The organism is Streptomyces sp. NPDC054883 (assembly GCF_053610645.1).
The window spans coordinates 129168-153906 of record NZ_JBSGYT010000004.1; the positions used below are offsets into that span (position 1 = coordinate 129168).

The window sequence follows — 24739 nt, forward strand, 5'->3', positions numbered from 1 at the left end:
GGAGGTGCCTTTCAGAGGGATTCGAGGATGCGGCGGCGCAGATCGGCGGTGCCGGGGGCGTGTTGCGCGGCCCGCTCGCGCGGGTGCGGTACGTCAAGCACCCGGCCGGTGCCCAGCAGGGCGACCCGGTCGCCGAGGAGGAGGGCCTCGTCCACGTCGTGGGTGACGAAGACGACGGTGGCGCCCGTGCCCCGCACGATGTCCACCAGCAGGTCCTGCATCTCGGCGCGGGTTTGCGCGTCGAGCGCGCCGAAGGGTTCGTCCATCAGGACCGCGCGGGGCCGGCCGGCCAGGGCGCGGGCCAGCTGGACCCGCTGTCGTTGCCCGCCGGACAGTTGGTGCGGCAGCTTGTGGGCGTACTCGGCCAGACCGACCCGGTCCAGCCAGTCGGCCGCGCACCGCCGCCGTTCGGCCCGCGGGACCCGGCGGATCGCCAGCGGGAGTTGGACGTTGGCGCTGGCGGTGCGCCAGGGCAGCAGGGCGTCGTGCTGGAAGACCAGGGCCCGGTCGGCGGCGGGCCGGGTGATCGGCTCGTCGTCGAGGGTGACCTGCCCGTCCAGCGGTGGCAGCAGCCCGGCGAGGGTGCGCAGCAGGGTGGACTTCCCGCACCCGGAGGGCCCGACCACGGCCAGCAGTTCGCCCGGCGGGATGCTCAGGGTGACCGTGCCCGGCAGAGCAGCGCCGTCCGGGTGGCCGAGCCGAACCTCGTGCAGGGCGAGTGCGGCGCCCGTCGGCGGGGATACGGTGGGCAGGGTCGTGGTGTTCACGGGACCGGTTCCTTCCGGGGAACGGCGGTGAGGGCCGCGGCGCCCGCGGCGGCGGGGGCGCCGGCGGCCCTGCGGGACGCCGGCCGCTTCGCCCTGGCACCACCGCGTGCGGCCGGGCGGGGCAGCCAGGCCGTGGCGCGATGGCCCAGCAGCTCCACCGCCGTCGAGGTGAGCCATCCGAGGGCTCCGATGGTGGCCATCCCAACGAAGACTGCCGGGTAGTCGAGGATCGTGTAGGCCTGCCAGGTGCGGTAGCCCACCCCGTACTCGCCGGAGATCATCTCCGCGGAGATCACGCAGATCCACGCGACACCGATGCCGACGGACAGACCACCGAAGACGCCCGGCAGGGCGCCGGGCAGCACCACCGAGAACAGCACCCGGAGCCTGCCGCCTCCCATGGTCAGCACCGCCTCTTCCCAGACCGGGGTGAGCGCCCGGACCGCGTGCCGGGTGGACACCACCACCGGGAAGAAGGCTGCGGTGAAGGTGATGAACACGATGCCCTGCTCGTTGGTCGGCAGCAGCAGGATGGCCACCGGAACGAGGGCGATGGCCGGCACCGGCCGCACCACCTCCATCAGCGGACCCAGCAGGTCGGCGGCCCACCGCGATCGCGCGATCGCCGTGCCGGCCGCCACCCCCAGCACGGCGGCCAGCAGAAAACCCACCACGATCCGCCGGAGGCTGTATCCCAGGTCCTGCCAGTACGGGCCGGTGCCGAGCCGGTCGGCGAAGGCGGAGGCCACCTCGCCCACCGTCGGGAACTGCTCGAACCGCAGCCACAGGTTGACGTCCAGGGACGTCAGCAGCTGCCACAGCCCGAGGGCCACGACCAGTGAGGCGGCGCGCAGCAGCCGGCGGCCCGCGCTCATGACGCCAGACCCACGGCGTCCGTGTAGCTGACGATGCGCGCCCCGGCATGACCGTCGACGTACCGCTTGGCACTGGCCGGGGTGACGAAGGCGCGCAGCTCGGCGCCGTCCGTCACCCACACCGCCTTGTCGGCGAACCACAGGGTGCCGGTCAGCGCGTCCGGAACGTACGCGGCCCGCACGTCCGCGCCCTTGGCGGCCTTCAGCAGTTCCTTCGGGTTGTCGAACGTGCGGGTGGTGGTCTGGCCCTTCAGCCAGAGTTCGGGCTTGGCGGCGCTCGCCGGCGGGTAGGCCGGGGCCTGCACGGCCCGCTTCAGCGGCGCGGGGTCGACGAAGGCGTCCACGTCGACGTCGCCGACCAGCGCGGCGGTCTTGAGCACCGGCACGTCCTCCTTCAGCGCGGCGATCAGCTCCGGGCGGAGCTCCGGGTCGAAGGTGGCGATGCCGTTGGCACCGTTGTAGAGGTAGACCACTTCGGCCGGCAGCCCCGTGGCCTCGGCGACCGACTCGGCGGCGGCGACCGGCCGCTCGCGCAGGTAGTCGGTGGCCCGTCGCTGCGCCTTGAGGAAGTCGTCGAGGACCCCGGCCCGGTCCTCGGCGAACTTCTCCCGGACCGTGACCCCGTGGAAGGTCGGCAGGTCCAGTTCGGCTCCGTCGTACAGAGCCGTGGCGCGGCCCTCGAAGGTCAGCTGGCCGGGCCAGGCGACGAACTGGGAAAGCGCGTCCGCGCTGCCCGCGGCCAGGGCCGAAGCACCAACGCTGGGCTGTTGATTGAGCTTGTGGATGTCCTTGTCCGGGTCGATGCCGGCCTTCTGGAGGGCCCGGACCAGCGTGCCGTCGGCGGCCGAGCCGACGCTGGTGGAGACCTTCTTGCCGCGCAGGTCGGCCAGCGACCGCAGCGGCGAGTCGGGGGCGGTGACCACCGTGTTCAGGCCGCCGCGCAGGTTGTAGCCGGTGACCGCGACCAGCCGGGTCAGCTGCTTGAGCTCCTTGCCGCGGGCCGCGTTGATCAGCAGCGGGAAATCGCCCATCGAACCGATGTCGATCTTCCCGGCGGTCATCTGGGCCGTGATCGGCGCGCCGGTCGCGTAGTCCTGCCAGTCGACCTTGTAAGTGGTGCCGTCCTTCTTCCCGCGGGCCGCGAGCTCCTCCTCGAAGTAACCGAGGGAGCGGAGCAGGGTGCCTGCGGTGACGGTGTTGATGGTCTTCGACTGGTAGCCGACCGTCACCGTGATCGTCTTCGGCCCGGCCTTGCCGTCGGCGCCGGCCGCGGCGCCGCATCCGGTTGCCAGCGGCAGCAGCAGGGCGAGCGGAAGGAGGGGGATTCTCTTGCTGTTCATGGGAGTTCGGCCTTTCACCGGAGCAGGTAGGGCATGTTGACGGTGACCGCGCCGGTGGGGCAGCGGGCCGCGCACGGGCCGCAGTACCAGCACTCGTCCACGTGCATGTAGGCCTTGCCGGTGTCCTCGCGGATCGCGAGCGAGTCGAGCGGACACATGTCGACGCAGAGCGTGCAGCCGTCGATGCACTTGGACTCGTCGATGGTCACGGGCACGTCGGCGCGTTGCGGAACAAGCGGCATGGCTGTCTCCTAAGGCCCGGAAGGGCCGGGAACACGGGGAATGGAGGAAGGCGGAGCTCGCGGGCTCAGAAGGAACGGCGCAGCACACCGTTCATGGTGATGCGGTCGCCGCGGAAGCGGATGAATTCCAGGTCCACCGGCCGGCCGTCGGGCAGATGCGTCAGCCGTTCCAGCATCAGTACGGCGGCCCCCCGCGGGGCCTGGAGCACCGCGGCGGAGTGCGCGTCGGCGTTGACGGCCTCCAGGGTGATCTCGGCATGGCCGAGCGGGCCCCCGGTCAGTGACTCCAGGAGCCGGAACACGTCCGTGTTCTCCAGGTCGCAGCCGAGCAGTTCGCCGCCCAGGTCCATGGGCAGGTAGGACAGGTCGAGCGACAGCGGCAGTCCGCCCAGGCGGCGCAGCCTCTCGATACAGAGCACGTCGGTGTGCTCGGGCAGGCCCAGCCGTCGGGCGACCGGGCCCGGGGCGGTGACGGGGCCGACGGTGCGGACCTCGTTGGTGACCCGGCCGTGCTCGTGCAGGGTCTCGGCCAGGCCCTGGAGGCGGTCCAGGCCGTGCGGGTACTTCTCGCAGACCACCACGGTGCCGACGCCGGGCTGCCGGTCGATGAACTGCTCGCCGCGCAGCAGGTCCAGTGCCTGCCGGACGGTGTTGCGGCTGGTCCGGTAGTCGGCGGCGATGGCGTTTTCCGGGGGGAGGACCCCGCCGGGGAAGCCGCCCGCCAGGATCTGGTGGCGCAGCAGGTCGGCGAGCTGCCGGGCCCGGTCCGCACGCAGCCGTCGGCGGCGCGCGGCGGCGACCGGGAGGGTGGCGGGGGCGGGTTCGGCTGGCATGGAAGGGAACGTACCGGCAGAGCGATCCCCATGGTGTTGCCGCAGTATTGCGCCACCTGACGCCCCATGCGTACCGCTCTGACCTGCTGTTTCAGTGGAAAAGTGGCGAGTTCCGCCACTGCGGCGCCCGCATCGTGGACGACCGGGCGGCCACGATGCGGTCAGGGGGTCATGGATTGGTCCAGGCTTCCGGGGCCCGGGTGAGCGCGGATACGTCGGCCGGCAGGTCGGACGAGGCGACGTCGGCGAGCGTCACGCCGTCGAGGACCTCGCGCACGTTGGCCCGTAGTGCGATCCACAGGGGGAGCAGCGACTGGGCGGGGCCGGTGTAGGACAGGTCCGGGGGGCGCACCCCGCGCACCGAGACGAGCGGTCCGTCCACGACGCGGATGACATCCGCGATGCTGATGGACCGGGCCGGCTTGGCCAGCCGGTAGCCGCCGTTGCCGCCGCGCCGGCTGAGTACGAGACCGCCTCGGCGCATGTCGTTCAGGATGCCCTCGAGGAACTTGTGCGGGATCTGCTGGGCGTCGGCGATGGTCTCGGCCTTCAGTGGCTCGTCATCCTGTGACGCGGCAAGCTGCAGCGCGGCTCGTACCGCGTAGTCCGCCCTGGCTGAGATCCGCATACGGACATTATCCCGTACAGCTTGGGCCGCCGTCCGTCGCGGGTGGGGACAGGCTGCAGGACGGGTGCTCGCGCCCGGTAGCCGAGGGGGCGGGTCGCGGATCCGCATCCCGTGCGGTGCTCCGCGTCCCCCCTTGCGGTGCTCCGTGTCAGTGGAAGGCCGCCGCCACCGCGCGGTGGGAGCCGTTGAGGTAGTGCTCGCCGATGGAGCGCAGGCGGTGCGCGACCGGTCGGTCGGCCGTCAGTACGCGGGCGTTGCGCCAGAACCGGTCCAGGCCGGGGGCATCGGCGAGTTCCAGGACCCGGGCGGTGATGTGCAGCGCGGCCTTCGCCGTCACGGTCTCGGCCGTGGCGACCAGGGCGGCCACGCCCGCGGGTTCCTCGGCATCGAGCTGCGCGCCCGTGTCGAGGGCCTGCGCCATCACCTCCGTCGCCCGGTCGACCACCGCGGTGGCGGTCTGAGCGGCAGAGGCGAGTTCCCCGTAGGTCAGGAGGAGATCCGGGTCCGCACCGGCCGGCCGGTATGCGCGGCCGCCCCTGCTGAGGTCACGCGCTTCCGTGAGGGCGCCCTCGGCGATGCCGAGGCCGACATGGCACAGGGCGAGCCGGAGCGCCGGCTCGGCGAGCGCGGTGAACGGCGCGGTCGACTCCTTGTCGTGCGGCCGGCGGCCCAGCACCTGCCCGGGCGCGACCGCGACCCGGTCGAGGACGACCTGGCCCGCGCCGGCGACGCGTTGCCCGAGACGGTCGCGGGCGGGTTCGACGGTCACGCCCCGCGCGCCGGGCGGGATTCGTACGACCAGGACGTCACCTGTCACGGCGCACACGGCGTCCACCATGATCTGGTCGGCGACGGTCACCGCCGTATCCACGGACCGGCACCCGTTCAGCACGTAGCCGGTGGTGCGCGGCCTCAGCGTGAGGTCCGGTCGCCCGGTGTCGTCATCGGGTGCGGGAGTGCGGATCGCGCCGGTCCACAGCCACCGCTCGCGCACCGACTCCTCTTCGAGTCCGGCCGCCTGGTGGTGAGCCGCGTAGAAGCGTCCGCTCCACGCGTGTACGTAGTGGCGGGCGATCAGGTCGCCGATGGAGCTGTCCGCCGCGGCGATCTCCCGTATGACGGCGCATCCGGTACGCCAGTCCGCGCCGCGGCCCGACGAGGGCGGGGTGAGGGCCGCCGGCAGGCCGGCCTCGCGCAGCCGGGCCGTCTCGTCGATCGGTGGCTTGCCCGCCTGGTCGCGGGCTATGGCGTCCGCGGCGAGGTCGTCCGCCACGTCGCGGGCTGTACGCAGGAGCGCGCGACGCCGCGCGTCGGAGGACCGGGCGCCGGGCGTGGTCGGTGTCGTCGGCACGGGCGTCATCGACGGGTCCGGGTGCCGCTGCCCGGCGCGGGGGCCGGGCGGACAGTGATGCCGTGGGGGGTGGCGGTGGTCATGTCGGTCACTCCGGAACGTTGTCGGGTGGCGGGCTCTTCAACGTGCCCGCGGGCACGACGGGCGTCCCGGGCCGGGGCAGGGCGCCCGAAGGCAGCCGCCGCTGCGGGGCACGGCGTCGGGGACATCGGAAGGCGGTGTCCCCGAACCAACCGCCGTTCGGAGGACCGCACTTCCGCATCCCCACCTTTCCCGTCGAATTGGTAGGGATACTCGCCCGGAGTGGCCCTCCCGGGCAAGAGCCTGACCGAATGGTGGACAGTTGGGTCTTGGGATGGAAGACGATGCAGGTCAGAGACCTGCCGACCCGACGCGAGGGGTGGGTCGCACAGGACCATCCGTCAGGGGAGGCGTGGGCGCGACGAGTTCCCGTACGGGCCGGCGTGCGACGTGCCGACTCCCGCCGTCCATGTGGTGGCCGAACGCGCGGCGCGCGTACGTCACTCCAAGAAGCCGGCCGGTGCGCGGACGCGGGCTGAGGAGGCCCCGAGGGGGCCCACCAGCTCCGGGCTGTGAACAACAGCCCGGTTCATTTCACCGGAAGGCGTTTTGTGTATGGCGGATGAAATTGGCGCACGCTTGCGCCGACATCGATATCAGGACCGTTGACAGCCCTTCTCCGGGCTGCCTAGCTTACGCCGCAGATAACGACATCAGCGGCCTCTTCTGTCCGGCATGACGGCTGCTTTTCGATTTTTCGATTCATCGAGTGCTGCTGGAGTGTCCTTGACCGAATCGCTTGTTCTCAGCGCGCCCCCGGGACCGCCGGCCCCGGCCGAGCGGGTGCTCCCGCTCCGCCGGCCCGGGCGGTGGATCGCCACCGCCGTCGTGCTGGTCCTGGTGGCACAAGCGGCCCACGGGCTGCTGACCAATCCCTTCTACCAGTGGGACCGGTTCGCGTACTGGTTCGCCCGGCCGGTCATCCTGGAGGGCCTGCTCACCACCCTCCAGGTGGCCGCGTACAGCGCGGTCCTGGGCCTCGCGGGCGGCATCCTGCTCGCCCTCGGCAGGCTTTCCGCGAACCCCGTACTGCGGTCGGTGAGCTGGACGTACGTCTGGCTGCTGCGCTCAGTGCCGCTGATCGTGGTCCTGCTCTTCCTCTACAACCTCGGCGCCCTCTACCCCACCCTCAGCATCGGGGTGCCCTTCGGGCCCGCCTTCTTCACCTTCGACGAGTCGCGGCAGGCCACCGACATCGTCGTGGCGGTCGTGGGACTGAGCCTGGCCGAAGCCGCGTACGCCGCCGAGGTGGTACGCGCGGGGCTGCTCTCCGTCGACCAGGGCCAGCACGAGGCGGCGGCCGCACTGGGACTGCCCAAGCGGTACCAGTTCGCCCGGATCATCTTTCCGCAGGCCCTGCGGGCGATCGTCCCCGGCTACGTCAACCTGCTGATCGGGCTGGTCAAGGCCACGTCGCTGGTCTTCTACGTGTCCCTGCTCGACCTGTTCGGCACCGTGCAGAGCCTCGGCAGCACCTACTCCGGCGACGTGGTGCCGCTGCTGTTGGTGGCGACCCTCTGGTACGTGGTCCTCACCAGCGTCCTCTCGGCCGTTCAGTTCTACGTCGAGCGGTACTACGCGCGCGGGGCGCTGCGCACCGTACCCCCCACCCCCGTGCAGCGGGCCCGGACGGGTCTGCGCGATCTGCTGGACCGCTTCCGGAAGGAGACGGCGCGATGACGAAGGTCACCGCCATGCGGCCCGCCGCGATCGAGGTCCACGACGTGCACAAGTGGTTCGGCGGCCGCCAGGTCCTGGACGGCGTGAGCCTGACGTTGCGGCCGGGCACGGTCACCGCGGTCCTGGGCCGCTCCGGCTCGGGCAAGTCCACCCTGCTGCGGGTCATCAACCACCTGGAGAAGCCCGAGGCCGGATACGTCAGCGTGGGCGGCGAGCTGATCGGCGTACAGCGGCACGGCGGCCGGCTGAGGGAGCTGAGCGACCGGGCGATCCTCGCCCAGCGCGGGCGGATCGGCTTCGTCTTCCAGAGCTTCAACCTCTTTCCGCACCTGACCGTGCTGGACAACGTCGCCGCGGCCCCGGTGGCCACCGGCCGGCTGCCGCGGCCGCGGGCCCGGGAGGTGGCGCGCGAACTCCTGGAGCGCGTCGGGCTCGGAGACCGGACCGCCGCCTATCCCAGGCAGTTGTCCGGCGGTCAGCAGCAGCGCGTGGCCATCGCCCGCGCCCTCGCGCTGCGTCCCGGAGTCATCCTCTTCGACGAACCCACCTCCGCGCTCGACCCGGAACTCGTCGGCGAGGTGCTGTCCGTGATCAAGGACCTGGCCACCGGCGGCACCACGCTGGTCATCGTCACGCACGAGATCGGCTTCGCCCGCGAGGTCGCCGACGAGATCGTCTTCCTCGACGGCGGCCGCATCGTCGAACAGGGCCCACCCGAGCAAGTGCTGGACCGGCCCGTCCATGCCCGTACGCGGGAGTTCCTGAGCAAGGTGCTCTGACTCCGCCGCGCCCCGCCCGCCCGAGCAACCCTTCCCGAACCGAAAAGGAACACCATGCAACGCCGACGCCCCCTGCGCACCGGACTCCTTCGCGGCCTCGGCGCCGCCACCGCCACCGTGGCGCTCGCCTCCGGCCTCACCGCGTGCGGGGGCGATGCCAAGGCCACCGGACCGGGCTCCGGCAAGGTCACCGTCGGCGCGGTGTCCAACGGCGCCGCCCAGCAGGCCGAGCTGTCCGTCCCGGTGGTCGAGTCCCTCCGCGCCGGGCTGCCCGCCGACGTCCGCGAACGCGGCGAACTCGTCATCGGCGTCGGCGCGCTGCCCGCCGGCTTCCCGCCGTTGGCGTACGTCGGTACCGACCAGAAGACCCTGACCGGAGCGGAACCGGACCTCGGCCGCCTGGTGGCCGCGACCCTCGGGCTCAAGCCGGTGGTGAAGAACTCCACCTGGGAGAACCTCTTCGTCGGCATCGACAGCGGCAAGGTGGACGTGGCCTTCACGAACGTCACGGTCACGGAGGAGCGCAAGAAGAAGTACGAGTTCGCCTCCTACCGGCAGGACAACCTGGCCTTCGAGGTCCTGAAGGACAACCCCTGGAACTTCGGCGGTGACTATCACAGCCTCGCGGGCAAGACGGTGTCGGTCAGTTCCGGCACCAACCAGGAGAAGATCCTGCTGGAGTGGCAGAAGAAGCTGCAGTCCGAGGGCAAGGACATCACCGTCAAGAACTTCCCCGATGCCAACAGCGCCTACCTCGCCCTCAGCGGCAAGAAGATCGACCTCAGCTTCGGCCCGAACCCGTCCATCGCCTACCACATCACCCAGACGGCGGGCGGCAAGGCGCCCACGCGCAACGCCGGTTCCTTCTCGGGGGCCGGTGAGTCGCTCCAGGGTCTGATCGCGGGGACCGCGAAGAAGGACAGCGGGCTCGCCAAGCCGGTGGCGGACGCGATCAACCATCTGATCAAGAACGGCCAGTACGCGCAGGTGCTGGCCGCCTGGAACCTGTCCAACGAGGCGGTGACCACCTCGGAGGTCGACCCGCCGGGCCTGCCGGTGACCAACTCCTGACTCCCAGGCCCCAGGCCGCCCCACGGACGGAGATCCCGCCGTATGAGCCCGCACGCAAGTCCGAGAACGAGTCCGAGCCCGGAAACGGGCACCTCCGTGTCCCCGCACGTCCTGGACAACCCGGCCTGGGCTTCGTTGTCCGGCCCGCACGCCGCCTTCGCTGAGCGGGCCGCCCATCCCGAGATCGGCCCCTCCTCCCGCGCCGCACGCTACCCGTCGGACGTCTCACCGTTCGCCGCCCTCGCGGACCCGGCCGACCCGGACTCATGGGCGGACCTGCGCAGGCTGGTCGGCGACGGCGGGACCGCCGCGCTCGCCGGCGTGCTGACCCCACCCGACGGATGGGAGACCGTCGGCTCGGTGCCCGGCGTCCAGCTGATCGACTCCTCGCTGCGCGCCGAACCGGCCCCCGAGGCGGTTCGGCTCGGCCCGCGCGACGTACCGGAGATCCTGGGCCTGATCGGGCTCACGAAGCCCGGCCCGTTCCTGCCCCGCACCGTCGAACTGGGCACGTACCTCGGCATCCGGCACCGCGGCCTGCTGATCGGGATGGCCGGTGAGCGGCTGCGGCCGTCCGGCTGGACCGAGATCAGCGCGGTGTGCACCCATCCCGACCACCGGGGCAGGGGGCTGGCGACGCGGCTGGTCCGCGCCGTCGCCGCGGGCATCCGGGAGCGGGGCGACGTCCCGTTCCTCCACACCGCCGCGAGCAACACCACGGCGATCCGGCTGTACGAGTCGATCGGCTTCACCCTGCGTCGCCGCCCGTCCTTCATGGTGGTCCGCGCGCCCGGCAACACCGCTGCCAACTCCTCTTAATATTGCGGTCATTGTATGGCACCGCTATCGGGCGTAGCGTTTCGAAGAGATATCGGTGACGGGCTCTTCTCCGCCCTTTCAGATGCCCTCATTCGCGACGCGCATCGGCCTCCTCTTTCGCACGGCCGATCAGGAAGGCATAATTCGACGTGCCCGCATCCCCGCCCCCATCCACGATCAGATCAGCCTCTTCCGCACCGCTGCACCTCGCCGTCGCGCTCGACGGCGCGGGCTGGCACCCTGCCGCCTGGCGGGAGCCGGGTGCCCGGCCCGGCGAACTGTTCACGGCCCGCTACTGGGCCGATGCCGTGGCCGAGGCCGAAGCCGGACTGCTCGACTTCGTCACCTTCGAGGACGCCCTCACCCTCCAGTCGTCCTCGGCCGACCGTCCCGACGGGCGCACCGACCAGGTCCGCGGGCGACTGGACGCGGTGCTCACCGCCGCCCGCGTCGCACCGCTGAGCCGGCACATCGGGCTGGTCCCGACCGTGACCGCCACCCACACCGAGCCCTTCCACATATCCAAGGCGATCGCCACCCTGGACCACGTCAGCCGCGGACGGGCGGGCCTGCGCATCCAGGTGTCACAACTAAGCGACGAAGCAAAGCACTTCGGGCGCCGACCGGTCCCGCTCCCCGATGCGGAGTCTTATGAGGAGGCCGCCGACCACATCGAGGTGATCCGGAGGTTGTGGGACAGCTGGGACGACGACGCCGAGATCCGGGACGTGCGCACCGGCCGGTTCGTGGACCGCGACAAACTGCACTACATCGATTTCGAGGGCCGGCACTTCAGCGTCAGGGGGCCTTCGATCACTCCCCGTCCACCGCAGGGGCAACCGGTGGTCAGTGCGGCGGGCGCCGCCAGTGCCCTCGGCGACGGCGCCCGCGGTGACGTCAGCGCCGGGTACGGCCTCATCGCCAGGTCCACGGATGTCGGCTACATCGCCGCGCGCGACGCCGAAGGGGCCCGCGCCGCCGTCGCGGAGATCCGGCAGGCCCGGGAATCCGCCGGACTCTCGGCGCAGCCGCTGCACCTCTTCGCGGACCTCACCGTGTTCCTGGACGAGGACGCCCCGGCGGCCGACGCCCGCCGAAACCGCCTCGACGCGCTCGCGGAAACCCCGTACAGCAGTGACACCGCCGTCTTCACGGGAACCTGCGCGCAGTTGGCGGACCTGCTCCAGGACTGGCGGACGGCGGGCCTGTCGGGCTTCCGGCTCCGGCCGGGCGTACTCGCCCACGACCTGCCCGCGATCACCCGGGGGCTGGTGCCGGAGCTCCAACGGCGCGGGGTCTTCCGCCACGCGTACGAGGCGGACACCCTGCGCGGACTGCTGGGCCTGGAGCGCCCGGCCGGCCGCTACGCCGCCCGTCCCGTCGCCTGATCCCGGACCCGGAAGGACCCATCATGAGCAGCAAGCCGCTCAAGCAGATCCACCTCGCGGCCCATTTTCCGGGCGTCAACAACACCACCGTGTGGAGCGACCCGGCGGCCGGCAGCCACATCGACTTCGACTCGTTCGTCCATTTCGCGCAGACCGCCGAACGCGCCAAGTTCGACTTCCTCTTCCTCGCCGAGGGGCTGCGGCTGCGCGAACAGGGCGGCAAGCTCTACGACTTGGATGTGGTCGGGCGGCCCGACACCTTCACGGTGCTCGCCGCCCTGGCGGCCGTCACCGAACGCCTCGGGCTGACCGGCACCATCAACTCGACCTTCAACGAGCCCTACGAGGTGGCCCGCCAGTTCGCCTCGCTGGACCACCTCTCCGAGGGCCGCGCCGCGTGGAACGTCGTCACCTCCTGGGACGCCTTCACCGGTGAGAACTTCCGGCGCGGCGGGTTCCTGCCGCGCGAGGAGCGCTACTCGCGTGCCAAGGAGTTCCTGGCCACCGCAACCGAGCTGTTCGACTCCTGGGACGGCTCCGAGATAGTCGCCGACCCCGTGTCGGGCGTGTTCCTGCGGGACGCGCGGGCCGGGGCCTTCACCCACCAGGGGCGGCATTTCGACATCGAGGGGCACTTCAACGTGCCGCGCAGTCCGCAGGGCCGGCCGGTCGTGTTCCAGGCCGGAGACTCCGACGAGGGGCGCGAGTTCGCCGCCGCCAGCGCCGACGCGATCTTCGGCCGGTACGGGACGCTCGACGAGGGCCGGGCGTTCTACGCCGACGTCAAGGGCCGCCTTCCCGCGTACGGGCGCTCCCCGGACCAGTTGAAGATCCTGCCCGCGGCCACCTTCGTACTCGGTGACACCGACGCCGAGGCACACGAAATCGCGCACGAGGTACGCCGCCTCCAGGTCAGCGGGCAGACCGCGATCAAGTACCTGGAGCACGTGTGGAACCGGGACCTGTCCGACTACGACCCGGACGGCCCGCTGCCCGCCGTCGACCCGGAGACCGGTGAGAACACGATCGCCCTGGGGCGGGCGAGTGTCCGCCAGTTCCGCGACCCGCTGGAAACCGCCCGGCAGTGGCGCGAGCTCGCCGAGGCCAAGAAGCTCTCGATCCGCGAGCTCGTCATCGCGACCACCTCGCGCCAGACCTTCGTCGGCTCCGCCACCACGGTCGCCGAGTCGATCAACGACCTGGTGCAGGCGGACGCGGCCGACGGGTTCATCCTGGTCCCCCACATCACACCGGGCGGCCTGGACGTCTTCGCCGACACCGTCGTCCCGCTGCTCCAGGAGCGCGGCGTCTTCCGTTCCGAGTACGAGGGGACCACCCTGCGCCACCACCTCGGGCTCTCCGTGCCCGGCGTCGAGGCCCCGGCCAGGCAGGCCGCGGCCTCGTGAAGTTCCTGGCCATCACCCTGATCACGGACTCCGCGGATCCGGTGACGGGCGCCCCCACACCCACCCGCGAGCGGTTTCGCGAGGTTGTCGCCGCCGCGCTGCTCGCGGAGGAGCTGGGCTTCGACGGCTTCGGGGTCGGCGAGCGCCACGAGCGGCCGTTCCTGTCGTCCTCGCCGCCCGTGGTGCTCAGCCACATCGCCGCACTGACCCGCCGGATCCGGCTGTTCACCGCCGTGACCACGCTGAGCCTGCTGGACCCGGTGCGGGCGTACGAGGACTACGCCACGCTCGACCACCTCTGCGACGGCCGCCTGGAGCTGATGATCGGCAAGGGCAACGGCACGGCCCAGCGCGAGCTGTTCCACGTGACGCCCGAGGACCAGTGGGAGCGCAACGCCGAGGGCTACGAGCTGTTCCGGCGGATCTGGCGCGACGACAAGGTGAGCGCCGAGCCGCGCTTCCGCCCCGCGCTGGCCGGTGCCGAGGTGCTGCCGAGGCCCTTCCAGCCGGCCCTGCGGGTCTGGCACGGCAGTGCGACCAGCCGGGAGTCGGTCGAACTCGCGGCGCGCCACGGAGACCCGCTCTTCTCGGCGAACGTCACCCACCCGATCGGTCCGTACGCCGAGCTGATCCGCCACTACCGGGAGCGCTGGGAGCACCACGGGCACGATCCGGCGCACGCGGTCGTCGGCGCGGGCACGGCCGGCTACCACGCGGCCCCCACCTCGCAGCAGGCCGTGGCGGCGTACCGGCCGGCGTTCGCCCGGTACCTCGCCGCCCACGAACTGCAGGGAGCGGTCCCCGTTTTCACGACACTGGAGGACTTCGTCGAGCGGAGCTCGGCACTCGTCGGCAGCCCCCAACAGGTGATCGAGAAGGTCCACCGCTACCACGAGGCGTTCGGGCACACGGCCTTGCACCTCCAGGCGGAGCCGGGCGGCCTCACGCCGGCGGAGCACCGCGCCTCCCTCGAACTCTTCCAGTCGCAGATCGCCCCGGTGTTGCGCCGCGAGATCCCCGACCCCGTCTTCCCCGACCTGTAAGGAGCCCGGCATGTCCGGCATCCCCCTCGGGGTCCTCGACCTCGTCCCCGTCCCGTCCGGTTCCACCGCCGCCCAGGCCCTGCGCCACAGCATCGACCTCGCCCGGCAGACGGAGGCGTTCGGCTACGCCCGCTACTGGTTCGCCGAACACCACCTCAATCCGGGCGTCGCCGGCACCTCCCCGGCGGTCGTGCTCGCGCTGACCGCCTCCGCGACCTCGACGATCCGGCTGGGCTCCGGCGCCGTCCAGCTCGGGCACCGCACCGCGTTGTCCACCGTCGAGGAGTTCGGCCTGATCGACTCGCTGCACCCCGGACGTCTGGACCTGGGTCTCGGACGCTCGGCCGGCCGGCCGCAGCCGCGCACCGGAGAACCGGCCCGGCCCGGCACCCCCGTCGTGGACGGGTACACCCCGAACGGGCTGCTCATCCCGGCCCGGTTCTCCTTCGAGCACCTGCTGGGCCATCCGCGGGTCGCGCTGCAGCAGAGGCTGCTGAACCTGCCCGGTGCCCGGCCACAGGACTACGCCGAGCAGGTCGACGACGTCCTGGCGCTGCTGCGGGGCGACTACCGCTCCGCGGAAGGGGTGGAGGCACATGCCGTCCCGGGCGAGGGCGCCGACGTACAGGTGTGGATCCTGGGCAGCAGTGGCGGAGTCAGCGCGGAGACCGCGGGCCGCAACGGGCTGCGGTTCGCGGCCAACTACCACGTCAGCCCCGCCTCGGTGCTGGAGGCCGCCGAAGGCTACCGGGCCGCCTTCAAGCCGTCCGCCGAGCTCGACCGGCCGTACCTGACGGTCTCCGCCGACGTCGTCGTCGCCGAGGACGACGCGACCGCCCGTGAACTGGCCACCGGATACGCGCCCTGGGTGCGCAGCATCCGTACGGCCGCGGGCGCCATCCCCTTCCCCACACCCGCCGAGGCGCGCGCCCTGCCCTGGACGGAGGCGGACCGCGAACTCGTCGCCGACCGGGTGGACACCCAGTTCGTCGGCTCGCCGCGGACGGTCGCCGATCACCTGGAGCGGCTCCAAGCAGGCACCGGGGCCGATGAGTTGTTGATCACCACCATCACGCACGACCACGCGGACCGGGTCCGGTCCTATCGCCTGCTGGCCGAGGAGTGGCAACGCCGTTCAGGCGCCGGCCGAGCTGCCGCACGCTCTTGAAGCGATGTGCGTCGCATGGCCCCGTCGTACAGGTGCTCTGCGCGGACGGGCTGAGGTTCCCTGAAAGGGCACGAGGAAGTGAGCGAACCGGGGTGCGCGGCGCTGGGCATCAATGACATCGAGCAGCTCGCCGCCGATGCGCGCCGGGCGTTGTCGAGCAATACGCGAGTGCCTGCCTCGGCCGGAAGTCCCTCGGGCCACCCGGTACACGTCCTGATCCTGCGCGACGGTGACGGCTCGGGCACCAACCCGAGCCGTCGCACGTCTACAGATGTGACCCCTGGCAGTCCCCGAGCAGGAAGACCGCGTCATGACCCAGCAGATCCTCGAGCGTGCCGCCGGATACGAGCACCGGTTCAACACGCTCTTCGAGGAGTACTTCGACAGGGTGGGCGCTCGACTCGATGCGCCGTCCTTCAGTCGGTTCACCCCGGACTGCGTGCAGTTGCTGAGGGAGTTGTCCCTGCGCGGTGGAAAGCGGATGCGGGTCGTGCTGCTGCATGAGGCCGCACGTCTGGTGACCGAGGAGCCGGTTGCAGGACTGGGGGCCGCCGCGCTGAGTATTGAGCTGCTGCAGACCCACGGCCTGGTGCACGACGACCTCATCGACGACAGTCCCACCCGTCGCGGCGCCCCCTCCACCTACTACGCCTACCGCGAGCGGTTTCCCGGTCACCCGCAGGCGGCCCTTGGTCTGACCGTGCTCGCGGGCGACCTCGCCCTTGCCCTGGCGCTGCGGGTGCTGCTGGAGGAGACGAAGGTACCCGTAGCGGTGCGGCAGGCCATGATCGAGGTGCAGACCCGGGCGGCAACCGATACGTTCGTGGGCCAGATCGTCGACCTGGAACGCGACTTCGCGGCCGCGCCCGACGAGGGCGTCCTGCACTGCGTGGCCGACTACAAGTCCGCCCGCTACTCGATTCTCGCGCCCATGCAGCTCGGACTCCTGGCCGCGGGCCAAGAGCCGGCCCGCTTCGACGAGGAGCTGCGGGAGTACGCACGCCTGGTGGGGGTCTGCGGGCAGATGCGCGACGACTACCTGGACCTGTTCGGGGACGCGGCAGTCATGGGCAAGCCGATCGGAACCGACCTACGCGACGGCAAGCGGAGCTACACCGTCAACGCGTTGCTGTCGGCCGTCGACGGTACTGAGCGCCACCTGCTGGAAGCCGCGTTCGGGGACCCGGCGTGTGCACCGGAGACCATCGCCGCTGTCAGGGAGATCGGCGAGCGCCGCGGTGTGCCCGGCAAGATGCAGGCGGACATGCGTCACTACGCCCGGCAAGCTTCCGCTGTGCCAGCCGGATGGCGCTCGCGGTGGCGGGAGGAGGCCGTCACCTTCTTCGAACTGCTGCCGCAGTGGAGCGTCGAGCGCACCAGGTGACCGGCGATCGCACCAGGGCATGCTGCCCCGGCCGACGTGCCATCCGCTGAGACCGCCCGGCGCGGGCCGCTCATGAACTGCGTGGCAGCCGCCGGAACGGATGACCTGTCTGAAAGCGAGCCGAACGCCTCATAGCCTTCGTGATCTCATTCGGAGCGACTGGTGTCGGCCTCCTCCACATCGTCAGACCCGACCTGCACATCGACGGCGCCACGTTGGTTCTTGCTGCAATAGCGGTGGTTCCACGGCTCGGTGACCTCTTCGAGAGCATCGAACTCCCCGGCGGCACCAAGCTGCAGTACAGGCGCCTGGAGGAGCGCGTCGAAGCGGCCGAACAGCGCACCGACGAGGTCCGGCAGGCCGTGGGCGACGCCAACCGGCAGGCTCGGGTGGCCCTGGTGACGTCAGGAGGCGAACACGTGGCCCGTGACTCGGCGGCAGCCATCGTGAGGCGGCTCGTCGGCGAGTACACGCTGCTGCGCCGCACCGAACCCTCCGGCACCGCACGGACCCACCGCCAGGAACAGATCTTCGCCGAGCTCGTCAGGGCCACCCCGTACGTGGCCGACTTCGACATCAGCGCCGCCCTCGGCTCGGCCGATGGAGGCACACGACTGACCGCCTACGCGCGCTTGCACGCCCAACCGGAAGCGTCCACGCAGTCGGCACGGTGGTCGATGAACTCGGCGCCGCCAACGTACCGCTGGGAACGCTCCGCCCTCTGCGACTATGTCTCTCGCGCCTGCCCGCGAACAGTGACCGCACCACGGCGCTCCGGGCGATCCTCGCGAAACTCGAATATGCGGGACGCCGGCCATAAGACCGTGTCCGGGGTTCGGTCAGGGCGTTCAACGGCACCGTCCGCGACGAACACGGAGCCGACGTCCCGTTCTTCTTGGCGGCACGCGCCGCGCGTCCACGTGCGGATTCGCTCACACCTTTCGGGACGTGCCGGTCAGCCCGCGGAGCCCGGGCCGGGCGGGATGTGAACGGTCATGATCAGGTGGCAGGTCTCGGTCCCGGCACCGCGGTAGGTGTGGGCGGCGTCGCCGTCGAAAGTGGCGGTCTGCCCTGCCTCGACAGGATGCTCGCTGCCGTCGACGACGAGCACCATCCGTCCGGCGGTGACACTGACCGTCTCCACGACGCCGACCTGGTGGGGGTGGCTGGGGTACTCCTCGTCCGGCTCCAGTGTCCAGCGCCAGACCTCGACCGGGGCCGGTCCGGAAGTGGTCAGCATGAGCCGGGCTTCGCCGCCGTGTTCGCCTTTCCACAGGGGCATGACGGCATCGGCGGTCACGACCCGGACGCGTCCTTCGGCCGGCCCTTCCATCAGTGCGGACACCGAGATGCCGAGGGTGTCGGCGAGGCGGACCAGGGTGGCGAAGTTCGGGTTCCCCTGAGCCTTCTCCAGCCCGGCCAGGGCTCCCTTGCTGACCTTGGCGCGGCGGCAGAGTTCGTCCAGCGACAGCCCGGCGCGGGTTCGGGCCGTGCGGACGTTGTGCGCGAGCGTCCGCAACGCCATCTCGGTCTCGGCCATCACGTCACCCTCCAGGGATGGATCAATGCAATGCACCGTCCGGTCGTTTGGTTGACATCTGCCGGTCGGTGCGTTGTACGGTGTAGTCGTTCCATTGATAGTAAGGGATGTACCCGTGATTGCTCTGCTGCTGGCCCTGGGCAGCTCCCTGGCCTACGGCTGTGCCGACTTCCTCGGCGGCCTCGGCTCCCGCAAGGCCCACGTCCTGCGCACCGTGATGATCGCCGCCCCGGCCTCGCTCACGGTGGAGCTGTTGCTGTGGCCCTTCCTCGGCGCTTCCTTCGACCCCGCGACCCTCGGCTGGGGCGCCGCCTCCGGCATCGCGTCGGCCGCCGCGTTCGCCCTGCTGTACCGCACGCTGGCGATCGGCCCCATGAACGTACTGTCCCCGGTCACCGCGTTGGTCTCGGCGGTGCTGCCGGTCTGCGTCGGGCTGCTCCAAGGCGAGCACCTGGGCCTGGCCGCCTTGACCGGCCTGGCGCTGGCGCTGGCGGCGGTAGTGCTGGTCAGCGCAGGAAACGGCGCCGACGGCGCCCGCCCCTCGCGCACCGCACTGCTGATGGCGTCGGGAGCGGGCGGGGCGATCGCCCTGCAGCTGGTCTTCCTGCACCAGGCGCCCGCGGACAGTGGCGTCGGCCCGCTGATCGTCGGCCGTGCCGTGTCCTCCGCGGTCACCCTGGTCGCGGCCGGGCTGATGTACCGCAGGCTCGGCGTGGAGAAGCCCGCGTACGCGATGTCGGCCTCGGCCGGCGTGCTGGACTCGGTGGCGAACCTGCTGTTCCTGCTCGCCGCCCGCAGCGGCGACCTGGCCGTCGTCGCCGTGATCACCGCCCTCTACCCGGCCGGTACCGTCCTGCTCGCCCGAAGCGTTCTCGCCGAGCGGATCCACCGCGGCCAGCTGATCGGCCTGGGCACCGCCGCGGTTGCCGTCAGCCTCCTCGCCCTCACCTGACCGCCACCACCACCGGAAGGAGCCCGGCATGTTCATCCAGCCCTGGGACGCCGCCCTCGACGACGCCGAATGGCAGACCTGGATCGCCGACGGCCACGACTTCGGCCTGCTCAGCGTCAACGGGCCGCCAGGCCGGGCGCCCGTCGTCGTGCCCACGCACTTCACCGTCGACGGCACCGCCCTGCTGATCCACCTCGCCCGTCCCAACCCCGTCTGGAATGCGATCGAGGCCGACCCGAACGTCACCTTCACCGTCACCAGCGACTACGCCTTCATCCCCGGTCCCTGGCGCGCCAAGCCCGGCGTCCCGCCCACCGACGGCGTCCCCACCAGCTACTACGCGGCTGTCCAGTTCACCTGCCAGGCCTCGGTCATCGACGATCCCGCGGCCAAGGCCGAGCTGCTGCGCAGCCAGATGGCCCACTTCCAGCCCGACGGCGACCATGCCCCCATCGACCCCGCCCAGACCCCGTACGGGCGGATGCTGCCCGGCATCCGCGGCCTGCGCCTGGACGTCACCGACGTGCGGGCGAAGTTCAAGTACGACGACCACAAGCCCGCCGGGCAGCGCACCGACATCGCCCGCCGCCTCACCGAACGCGGCACCGGCCTGGACGCGCCCACTGCGACCCAGCAGCTGCGCCGCCTGGACCGCATCGGCACCTGGAAAGCCTGACCACGCCCTCCCGCCGACGCCCGCACCACCTGGAACGGACCCCTGATGACCACCTTCCGCATCAGCCCCGCCGTCGCGGAGGCATTCCCCGACGCCCTGATCGCCGTCGTCACCGCCACCGGACTGCGCGGCCACGAACCCTGGCCCGCCACCGCCGCCGGCCAGACCGAACTGGAGCAGCAGCTCGCCGACGGGGCCTGGCAGCCCGCCGACGAGAACGACCCGCGCATTGGGGCATGGCACACCGCCTACCGCTCTTTCGGCACCAACCCCCGCCGTATCCGGCCCAGCGTCGACGCCCTGGGCCGCCGCCTGGCGAAGAAGGGCACCCTGCCGCGCATCAACCCGGCCGTCGACTCGTACAACACCGTCTCCGTCCGCCACGGCCTGCCCGCCGGCGCCTTCGACCTCGACCGCGTCACCGGCGACATCGAGATCCGCTACGCCGACGGCAGCGAGACCTTCACCCCGCTCGGCGAACCCGACACCGTCGAGAACCCCAAGCCGGGCGAGATCATCTACACCGATACCACCGACGTCCTCACCCGCCACTGGAACCACCGCGACGCCCACCGCACCCGCGTCACCGAAGATTCCACCCGCGTGGCCTTCGTCCTCGAAACCCTCCAGGGCAGCCGCGACGGCCACCTCCTCGCGGCCGCCGCCGGCGAACTGCAGGAACTGCTGGTCCCGCACGCCGGACAGATCATGGTGCACCACCTCAAGTCCTTCACCGGCGCCTGAACCGATTCCTCGCCTGCGCCCAGCCCGCGAGGCGTTGGCCGTGTGCGAGGTCGGGGCAGGTGGGCCGGAGCACTCAGCTGCCGACGCGCGTGCAGGTGAGGGACACCGCGCCGCTCCGGAGAACGGTGTGGTCGGCGAGTGTCCAAGTGCGCGGGTCGAAGACGGCCTTACGGGAGACGGCGGGATCCCGTCGCCGATGGTCAGCGGGCCGGCCTTGAGGATCAGCGTGTTGATCTCGGCGTAGAGGGAGCCGGCCGACTCGGCGCCGCCGAGTAGCCAGACGTCTTTGCCGTCCTGCTGCTTGAGCTCGCGCACGGTCGCTACCGGGTCGTCGGCGACCACTTCGACGGCCGGGTCCGGGCTTTCGGTCAGGGTCCGGGAGAACACCAGGTGAGCAGGCGGTCAGTGCGCGCATGACTGACTGGCCGCACATGAACCGGGCGTCACTCATAGCGGGTGGCCCGGGCGGACGGCAACGACCAGCCGGCAGCCCGCCTCCGTCGGCCGTGTGATGCCGCGCTGGGAAGCGAGGAGCCTCACTGAGCCGGTATGGCGCCTCTGCCCGCGAGCACTTCGAGGGGGTTCCTCTGCCTGGCGCTCAGCCGTTCGTGAAGTCTCAGTAGTGGACCGCTGTGCAGGTGACCGTGGTCTTGCCGTCTGCCGTCTTGACCACGTACTTGCTTCCGGTGAGACCGCCGAGGTCGAACCTTCCCGACTCGTCGATGGGGACCGAGCCCGAGGTGGAGCCGGAGTAGGTGATCGTCGTGCCGGCCGGGAATCCTTCGCCCCACACGTGGTACTTACCGCCTGAGTCCGCCTCGATGTTGCACTTCGCGGCAGTGGGGGCCGTGGTGGTCGAGGCGTGGGCGGCGAGGGCGGGACCCACTGCGAGAGCGGGAGCCACCAAGAGCGTGAGTGCTGCAAGACGACGTGTCTGGTTCATCGTTCAACCTGCCTTGGGCGCTGACGGTACGGTCGGTGAGGCGTGACGGCTACGAAACCCCTGGCAGCGGTCGAGCCGCTACGCCGTACTGGTGGTTATTCCACCGTATCGTCAGCTTTGTCACGCGGCATCTCACGGTCGTTTTGACGGAGGTCGGCAGCGCGGCCGAGATCGGCCCGCGCCATTCCTGCGGTCAGGACCTGCCACCGCGGCCATCGCGGCGACGGTCCCGAGCGACCTCTCCGCCGCGGCGCGCACCCAGCCGGCGGCCCCCCAACCGTTCGAGGGTGGTGACGACCAGGTCGAGCCGCGACGAGCGGGAGCCGTCGAGCGCGGCCGGCTTGCTCGCTGCGTCGTCGGCGAGGATGACGTAGCCGCAGTGACGAACGCAGCGAAACCCGGCGTCACGCCAGGTCCTTGCGCATCAGCGTGCACATCGTCTCGTACCGCTGGAGCGAGCCGTCCTCGGCCTCCACGTCCCAGGAGTCGAGCTCGCGGCCGAAGGCGCGGTAGCCCAGGCGTTCGTAGAGGGCGCGGGCGCGCGGGTTGCCCTCCTCGACGCCGAGTTCGGCGCGGTTCAGGCCGCGGGCCCTGATCCGCTGCTCGGCGGAGCGGATCAGCAGCGTGCCGATCCCGCAGGACTGCAGGGCGGGGTGGACGCTGAGTTGCCAAAGGGTGCCGGCGCTGGGTTTGACCGTGTAGTCGATGCCACCGACCGCGACCGGGAGCCCGACCGGCGTGCACACCGCCAGGTAGTCGGTCTCGCCCGCCTCGGCGCGGCGGATCTGGTGGACGAGCCCGCGCACGTGCTTGCGGGACCCGGCCCAGCCGCAGGACGGCAGATCCGCGTCGGTGAGGCCGCGCACCGACAGGCGCATCCTGATCTCGGTCATCGCCGCATCCCTTCGACTGACAACAGCGGCTCCCATTTCAGCCTGCGGGTCACCGTGCCGTCCAAGGGGTTTCGACCCGGCCCCGACGTCAGCCGGAAGGGCTCGCGCTCCCGACCGGGGGCGGGCGTTCCGCACCGCAGGTAGCACACGATCAGCACACGCGCCCGGGACGGCGTCACGGGACCGGGATCGGCTGTGTGAGGTTCACCGGGTTGCCGTCGGGGTCCGGATGTGTGCGACGCGTTGTCCCCACGGCATGTCGTTGGGGCCGCCGCGGACCGAGCCGCCCAGGCCCGTCACCCGGCCGAGCGTCTCGTCGACGTTGTCGACACTGATGCTGAGCAGGATCCGCGGCGCAGCCCCAGTCCCCGGGTCCGCCTTGGCCACCAGCCCGAGATCGGTATCGCCGATGCGCAAGCCGAGGTAGAAGGCCGGGCCTTCCGCCGGCACCCGGAAGATCTCCTCAGCGCCGAACAAATTCGTGTGGAAGCCGAGCAGACGGTCCTGGTCGGCAATCACGATCACTGGCTGGATGGTGGACATGGCACTCCTGTCGAGAACGGTCGTATCGCTGGGTAGACCGTTTGAGGACGGTGGACTCATCGGCAGGACCACCCCGCCAGACGATCTACACCCCGGACCGCCGCCTCCCTTTCCGAAGGAGCAGTGACCATCCGCATCACGACCGACTGAGTACAGGGAGACCCGCCACCGTCCGTCACCCGCCCCGGTCGGCTCAGGCGTCGATGCGCGAGCGGTCGAGGGTTCCTGGCCCTTCGGTTCCTGGCCGTTCTTCGGCTGGACGAGTTCGATCCGGCGCAGCGGCGGCACGGCGGCGAATACCCGGCCCGCCTCGTGCACGGTGGACGGCCCGGGGGTTGGAGAGGAACGTGATGCCGTCTACGGATGGTCACGCCGGTATGTGTCGGGTGAGGTTGTCCATGAGGTCGGCTACGACTAGGACGTCGATCAGGAGCTGCGGTCCGACATCGCGAAGCTCACCGGCGGCGAGAACCACGACGGCGAGGTGCGTGTCGGCGAGGACCGCCGGTATGGCGCAGGCCACGGCTGTCAGAGCGGCCGGCGACTGGACGGGAGCCCGGCTGGCGCCGAGCGGCGGTGACCGGGCGCGTCAGGCGGTATGCGCGCTCTGAGCTGCCGCCTCTGACGTATACCCTCGTGGGCCGCCACAGACTCGGCGGCGGCGCACGCGCACCTGGTGACCGGAAAGCTGCTGGGGCCGACTCCGACGACCACGCCCGCGGGGGAGTACCCGCTCACCTCGGCCCGGCCGGCACTTCGCGCGCGGATCTGCCCACCGGGCGGCGAACACGTCGCGCCGGTTCAGGGCGCGGAGCAGCTGCTCCGGCACGCACGCCTCGGAGGCGTCACAGTCGACGGCGCCACGGCGCTTTAACGACTGTGAACACCCGGCGCCCCGTTGCGGGGGCCGGACCGCGGCTTCGGGGACAACTCGTGGGGGCGCCCGGGGCCCCGTCCTGCCGAGAGTGCAGGCCATGAGTTCTCAGCGGAGGGTCCGGTACAGCACGCACCGGCGCAGCGGCCCATCGGGCACGCTCGGATCCTCGAAGTCGTCTGCCGGATCCCGGGTCATGCCGATTCGGCGCATGACTGCCTGGGAACGAACGTTGTTGACGGTCGTCGACGCAACCACCTCCGCCAGCCGGAGGGTCTGGAAGCCGAAGGCCAGGCAGGCCAGCGCGGCCTCGGTGGCGTAGCCCTGACCCCACGCCGAACGCGTCAGCCGCCACCCGATGTCCACGCCCGTGAACGGCATGTCCTCGGCCACCTCGTCCAAGCCGGCACGGCCGATGAACTCGCCGGTCTCCCGCGTTTCCAACGCCCACCACCCGAAACCACGCCCGTCGAACTCGGCCTGCATGAGCGTCACCGCGGCATCGCTCTGCTCCCGTGTCAGCAGCTCGCCCAGGTGTCCCCGGACGTCGGGATCGGCGTTCATCGCCGCCCACGGCTCAAGGTCCGACTCCCTCCATCGGCGGAGCAGAAGACGATCTGTACGCAGTTCGGGCATGCCGCAAGTCAATGCGCCCGAGATCAGAATGTCGACCAGTTATACCGGGGCTCACTACGGCCTCTTCGCGCTGCCGCTCCAAT

Annotated in this window: 25 protein-coding genes and 2 pseudogenes; 13 read left to right on the plus strand and 14 right to left on the minus strand. The window is 71.1% G+C overall.

The window, feature by feature from the left end; genetic code table 11:
• Positions 1 to 11: 11 nt before the first annotated feature.
• From ACWGH1_RS05220 to ACWGH1_RS05250, 7 genes are all read right to left on the minus strand, one after another.
• Positions 12 to 767 (minus strand): ABC transporter ATP-binding protein, encoded by a 756-nt coding sequence (locus ACWGH1_RS05220; RefSeq protein ID WP_453357206.1) that lies wholly within the window; start codon positions 765 to 767, stop codon positions 12 to 14.
• Entirely contained in the window at positions 764 to 1642 is an 879-nt protein-coding gene (locus tag ACWGH1_RS05225) for an ABC transporter permease (protein WP_453408441.1), read from the minus strand. Before ACWGH1_RS05225 ends, ACWGH1_RS05220 begins: the two co-directional genes overlap by 4 nt.
• On the minus strand, positions 1639 to 2982 hold the full coding sequence (locus ACWGH1_RS05230) for an ABC transporter substrate-binding protein (protein WP_453354654.1): 1344 nt from the start codon (positions 2980 to 2982) through the stop codon (positions 1639 to 1641). Before ACWGH1_RS05230 ends, ACWGH1_RS05225 begins: the two co-directional genes overlap by 4 nt.
• Before the next feature lie 14 nt (positions 2983 to 2996).
• On the minus strand, positions 2997 to 3224 hold the full coding sequence (locus tag ACWGH1_RS05235; RefSeq protein WP_453354655.1) for a 4Fe-4S dicluster domain-containing protein: 228 nt from the start codon (positions 3222 to 3224) through the stop codon (positions 2997 to 2999).
• 65 nt (positions 3225 to 3289) lie between these two features.
• Positions 3290 to 4057 (minus strand): GntR family transcriptional regulator, encoded by a 768-nt coding sequence (locus ACWGH1_RS05240; protein ID WP_453354656.1) that lies wholly within the window; start codon positions 4055 to 4057, stop codon positions 3290 to 3292.
• A 169-nt stretch (positions 4058 to 4226) separates the two neighbouring features.
• Positions 4227 to 4685 carry an RrF2 family transcriptional regulator gene (locus ACWGH1_RS05245; protein WP_453354657.1) on the minus strand — a complete coding sequence of 153 codons (459 nt, stop codon included), beginning with the start codon at positions 4683 to 4685 and terminating at the stop codon, positions 4227 to 4229.
• Positions 4686 to 4833: 148 nt separating this feature from the next.
• Positions 4834 to 6045: an acyl-CoA dehydrogenase gene (locus ACWGH1_RS05250; protein WP_453354658.1), complete on the minus strand. Its 1212-nt coding sequence runs from the start codon at positions 6043 to 6045 to the stop codon at positions 4834 to 4836.
• A gap of 747 nt (positions 6046 to 6792) precedes the next feature.
• Between ACWGH1_RS05250 and ACWGH1_RS05255 the strand changes: the two genes are divergently transcribed.
• The 10 genes from ACWGH1_RS05255 to ACWGH1_RS05300 all read left to right on the plus strand — a co-directional run bounded on the left by ACWGH1_RS05255 (position 6793) and on the right by ACWGH1_RS05300 (position 17844).
• Positions 6793 to 7797, plus strand: a complete 1005-nt coding sequence (locus tag ACWGH1_RS05255) for an amino acid ABC transporter permease (RefSeq protein ID WP_453354659.1) — start codon at positions 6793 to 6795, stop codon at positions 7795 to 7797.
• 14 nt (positions 7798 to 7811) lie between these two features.
• Positions 7812 to 8576 (plus strand): amino acid ABC transporter ATP-binding protein, encoded by a 765-nt coding sequence (locus tag ACWGH1_RS05260; protein ID WP_453354661.1) that lies wholly within the window; start codon positions 7812 to 7814, stop codon positions 8574 to 8576.
• Between the two features lie 54 nt (positions 8577 to 8630).
• Positions 8631 to 9647 (plus strand): ABC transporter substrate-binding protein, encoded by a 1017-nt coding sequence (locus tag ACWGH1_RS05265; RefSeq protein ID WP_453408442.1) that lies wholly within the window; start codon positions 8631 to 8633, stop codon positions 9645 to 9647.
• Positions 9648 to 9689: 42 nt separating this feature from the next.
• On the plus strand, positions 9690 to 10466 hold the full coding sequence (locus tag ACWGH1_RS05270) for a GNAT family N-acetyltransferase (protein ID WP_453356796.1): 777 nt from the start codon (positions 9690 to 9692) through the stop codon (positions 10464 to 10466).
• 176 nt (positions 10467 to 10642) lie between these two features.
• Complete coding sequence (locus ACWGH1_RS05275) at positions 10643 to 11854, plus strand: LLM class flavin-dependent oxidoreductase (protein ID WP_453356797.1); 1212 nt, start codon at positions 10643 to 10645, stop codon at positions 11852 to 11854.
• Positions 11855 to 11877: 23 nt separating this feature from the next.
• Positions 11878 to 13260, plus strand: coding sequence for an NtaA/DmoA family FMN-dependent monooxygenase (locus ACWGH1_RS05280; RefSeq protein ID WP_453408443.1), 1383 nt, complete (start codon positions 11878 to 11880; stop codon positions 13258 to 13260).
• The gene (locus tag ACWGH1_RS05285; protein ID WP_453352776.1) at positions 13257 to 14303 is read left to right on the plus strand and encodes an LLM class flavin-dependent oxidoreductase; all 1047 of its coding nucleotides are present in this window, start codon (positions 13257 to 13259) and stop codon (positions 14301 to 14303) included. The genes ACWGH1_RS05280 and ACWGH1_RS05285 overlap by 4 nt, the downstream gene beginning before the upstream one ends.
• A gap of 10 nt (positions 14304 to 14313) precedes the next feature.
• A complete protein-coding gene (locus ACWGH1_RS05290; protein ID WP_453352761.1) occupies positions 14314 to 15471 on the plus strand; it encodes an LLM class flavin-dependent oxidoreductase in 1158 nt (385 codons plus the stop codon).
• A 310-nt stretch (positions 15472 to 15781) separates the two neighbouring features.
• Complete coding sequence (locus tag ACWGH1_RS05295; RefSeq protein WP_453352762.1) at positions 15782 to 16855, plus strand: polyprenyl synthetase family protein; 1074 nt, start codon at positions 15782 to 15784, stop codon at positions 16853 to 16855.
• A 140-nt stretch (positions 16856 to 16995) separates the two neighbouring features.
• Positions 16996 to 17844 (plus strand): hypothetical protein, encoded by an 849-nt coding sequence (locus ACWGH1_RS05300; RefSeq protein ID WP_453352763.1) that lies wholly within the window; start codon positions 16996 to 16998, stop codon positions 17842 to 17844.
• On the opposite strand, the gene ACWGH1_RS05305 is transcribed toward ACWGH1_RS05300, so the two are convergent.
• A complete protein-coding gene (locus ACWGH1_RS05305; protein ID WP_453352764.1) occupies positions 17811 to 18395 on the minus strand; it encodes a helix-turn-helix domain-containing protein in 585 nt (194 codons plus the stop codon). The genes ACWGH1_RS05300 and ACWGH1_RS05305 overlap by 34 nt on opposite strands.
• 115 nt (positions 18396 to 18510) lie before the next feature.
• Here ACWGH1_RS05305 and ACWGH1_RS05310 point away from each other — a divergent pair, with 115 nt between their 5' ends.
• Genes ACWGH1_RS05310 through ACWGH1_RS05320 form a run of 3 tightly spaced genes read left to right on the plus strand, consistent with a single transcriptional unit; the run spans position 18511 to position 20767 of the window.
• Positions 18511 to 19347, plus strand: coding sequence for an EamA family transporter (locus ACWGH1_RS05310; RefSeq protein ID WP_453352765.1), 837 nt, complete (start codon positions 18511 to 18513; stop codon positions 19345 to 19347).
• Between the two features lie 28 nt (positions 19348 to 19375).
• Positions 19376 to 20023 (plus strand): FMN-binding negative transcriptional regulator, encoded by a 648-nt coding sequence (locus ACWGH1_RS05315; protein WP_453352766.1) that lies wholly within the window; start codon positions 19376 to 19378, stop codon positions 20021 to 20023.
• Positions 20024 to 20068: 45 nt separating this feature from the next.
• Entirely contained in the window at positions 20069 to 20767 is a 699-nt protein-coding gene (locus tag ACWGH1_RS05320; protein ID WP_453352767.1) for a B3/B4 domain-containing protein, read from the plus strand.
• A 73-nt stretch (positions 20768 to 20840) separates the two neighbouring features.
• Here ACWGH1_RS05320 and ACWGH1_RS05325 read toward each other — a convergent pair.
• From ACWGH1_RS05325 to ACWGH1_RS05350, 6 genes and pseudogenes are all read right to left on the minus strand, one after another.
• Positions 20841 to 21160: pseudogene (locus ACWGH1_RS05325) on the minus strand (dihydrofolate reductase family protein); the annotation flags it as partial.
• Between the two features lie 223 nt (positions 21161 to 21383).
• Positions 21384 to 21710, minus strand: a complete 327-nt coding sequence (locus ACWGH1_RS05330; RefSeq protein ID WP_453352768.1) for a hypothetical protein — start codon at positions 21708 to 21710, stop codon at positions 21384 to 21386.
• A gap of 404 nt (positions 21711 to 22114) precedes the next feature.
• Entirely contained in the window at positions 22115 to 22603 is a 489-nt protein-coding gene (locus ACWGH1_RS05335; RefSeq protein WP_453352769.1) for a GNAT family N-acetyltransferase, read from the minus strand.
• 175 nt (positions 22604 to 22778) lie between these two features.
• Positions 22779 to 23146: pseudogene (locus ACWGH1_RS05340) on the minus strand (VOC family protein).
• 367 nt (positions 23147 to 23513) lie between these two features.
• The gene (locus tag ACWGH1_RS05345; protein ID WP_453352770.1) at positions 23514 to 23669 is read right to left on the minus strand and encodes a hypothetical protein; all 156 of its coding nucleotides are present in this window, start codon (positions 23667 to 23669) and stop codon (positions 23514 to 23516) included.
• A 459-nt stretch (positions 23670 to 24128) separates the two neighbouring features.
• A complete protein-coding gene (locus ACWGH1_RS05350; protein ID WP_453352771.1) occupies positions 24129 to 24656 on the minus strand; it encodes a GNAT family N-acetyltransferase in 528 nt (175 codons plus the stop codon).
• Positions 24657 to 24739 lie beyond the last annotated feature (83 nt).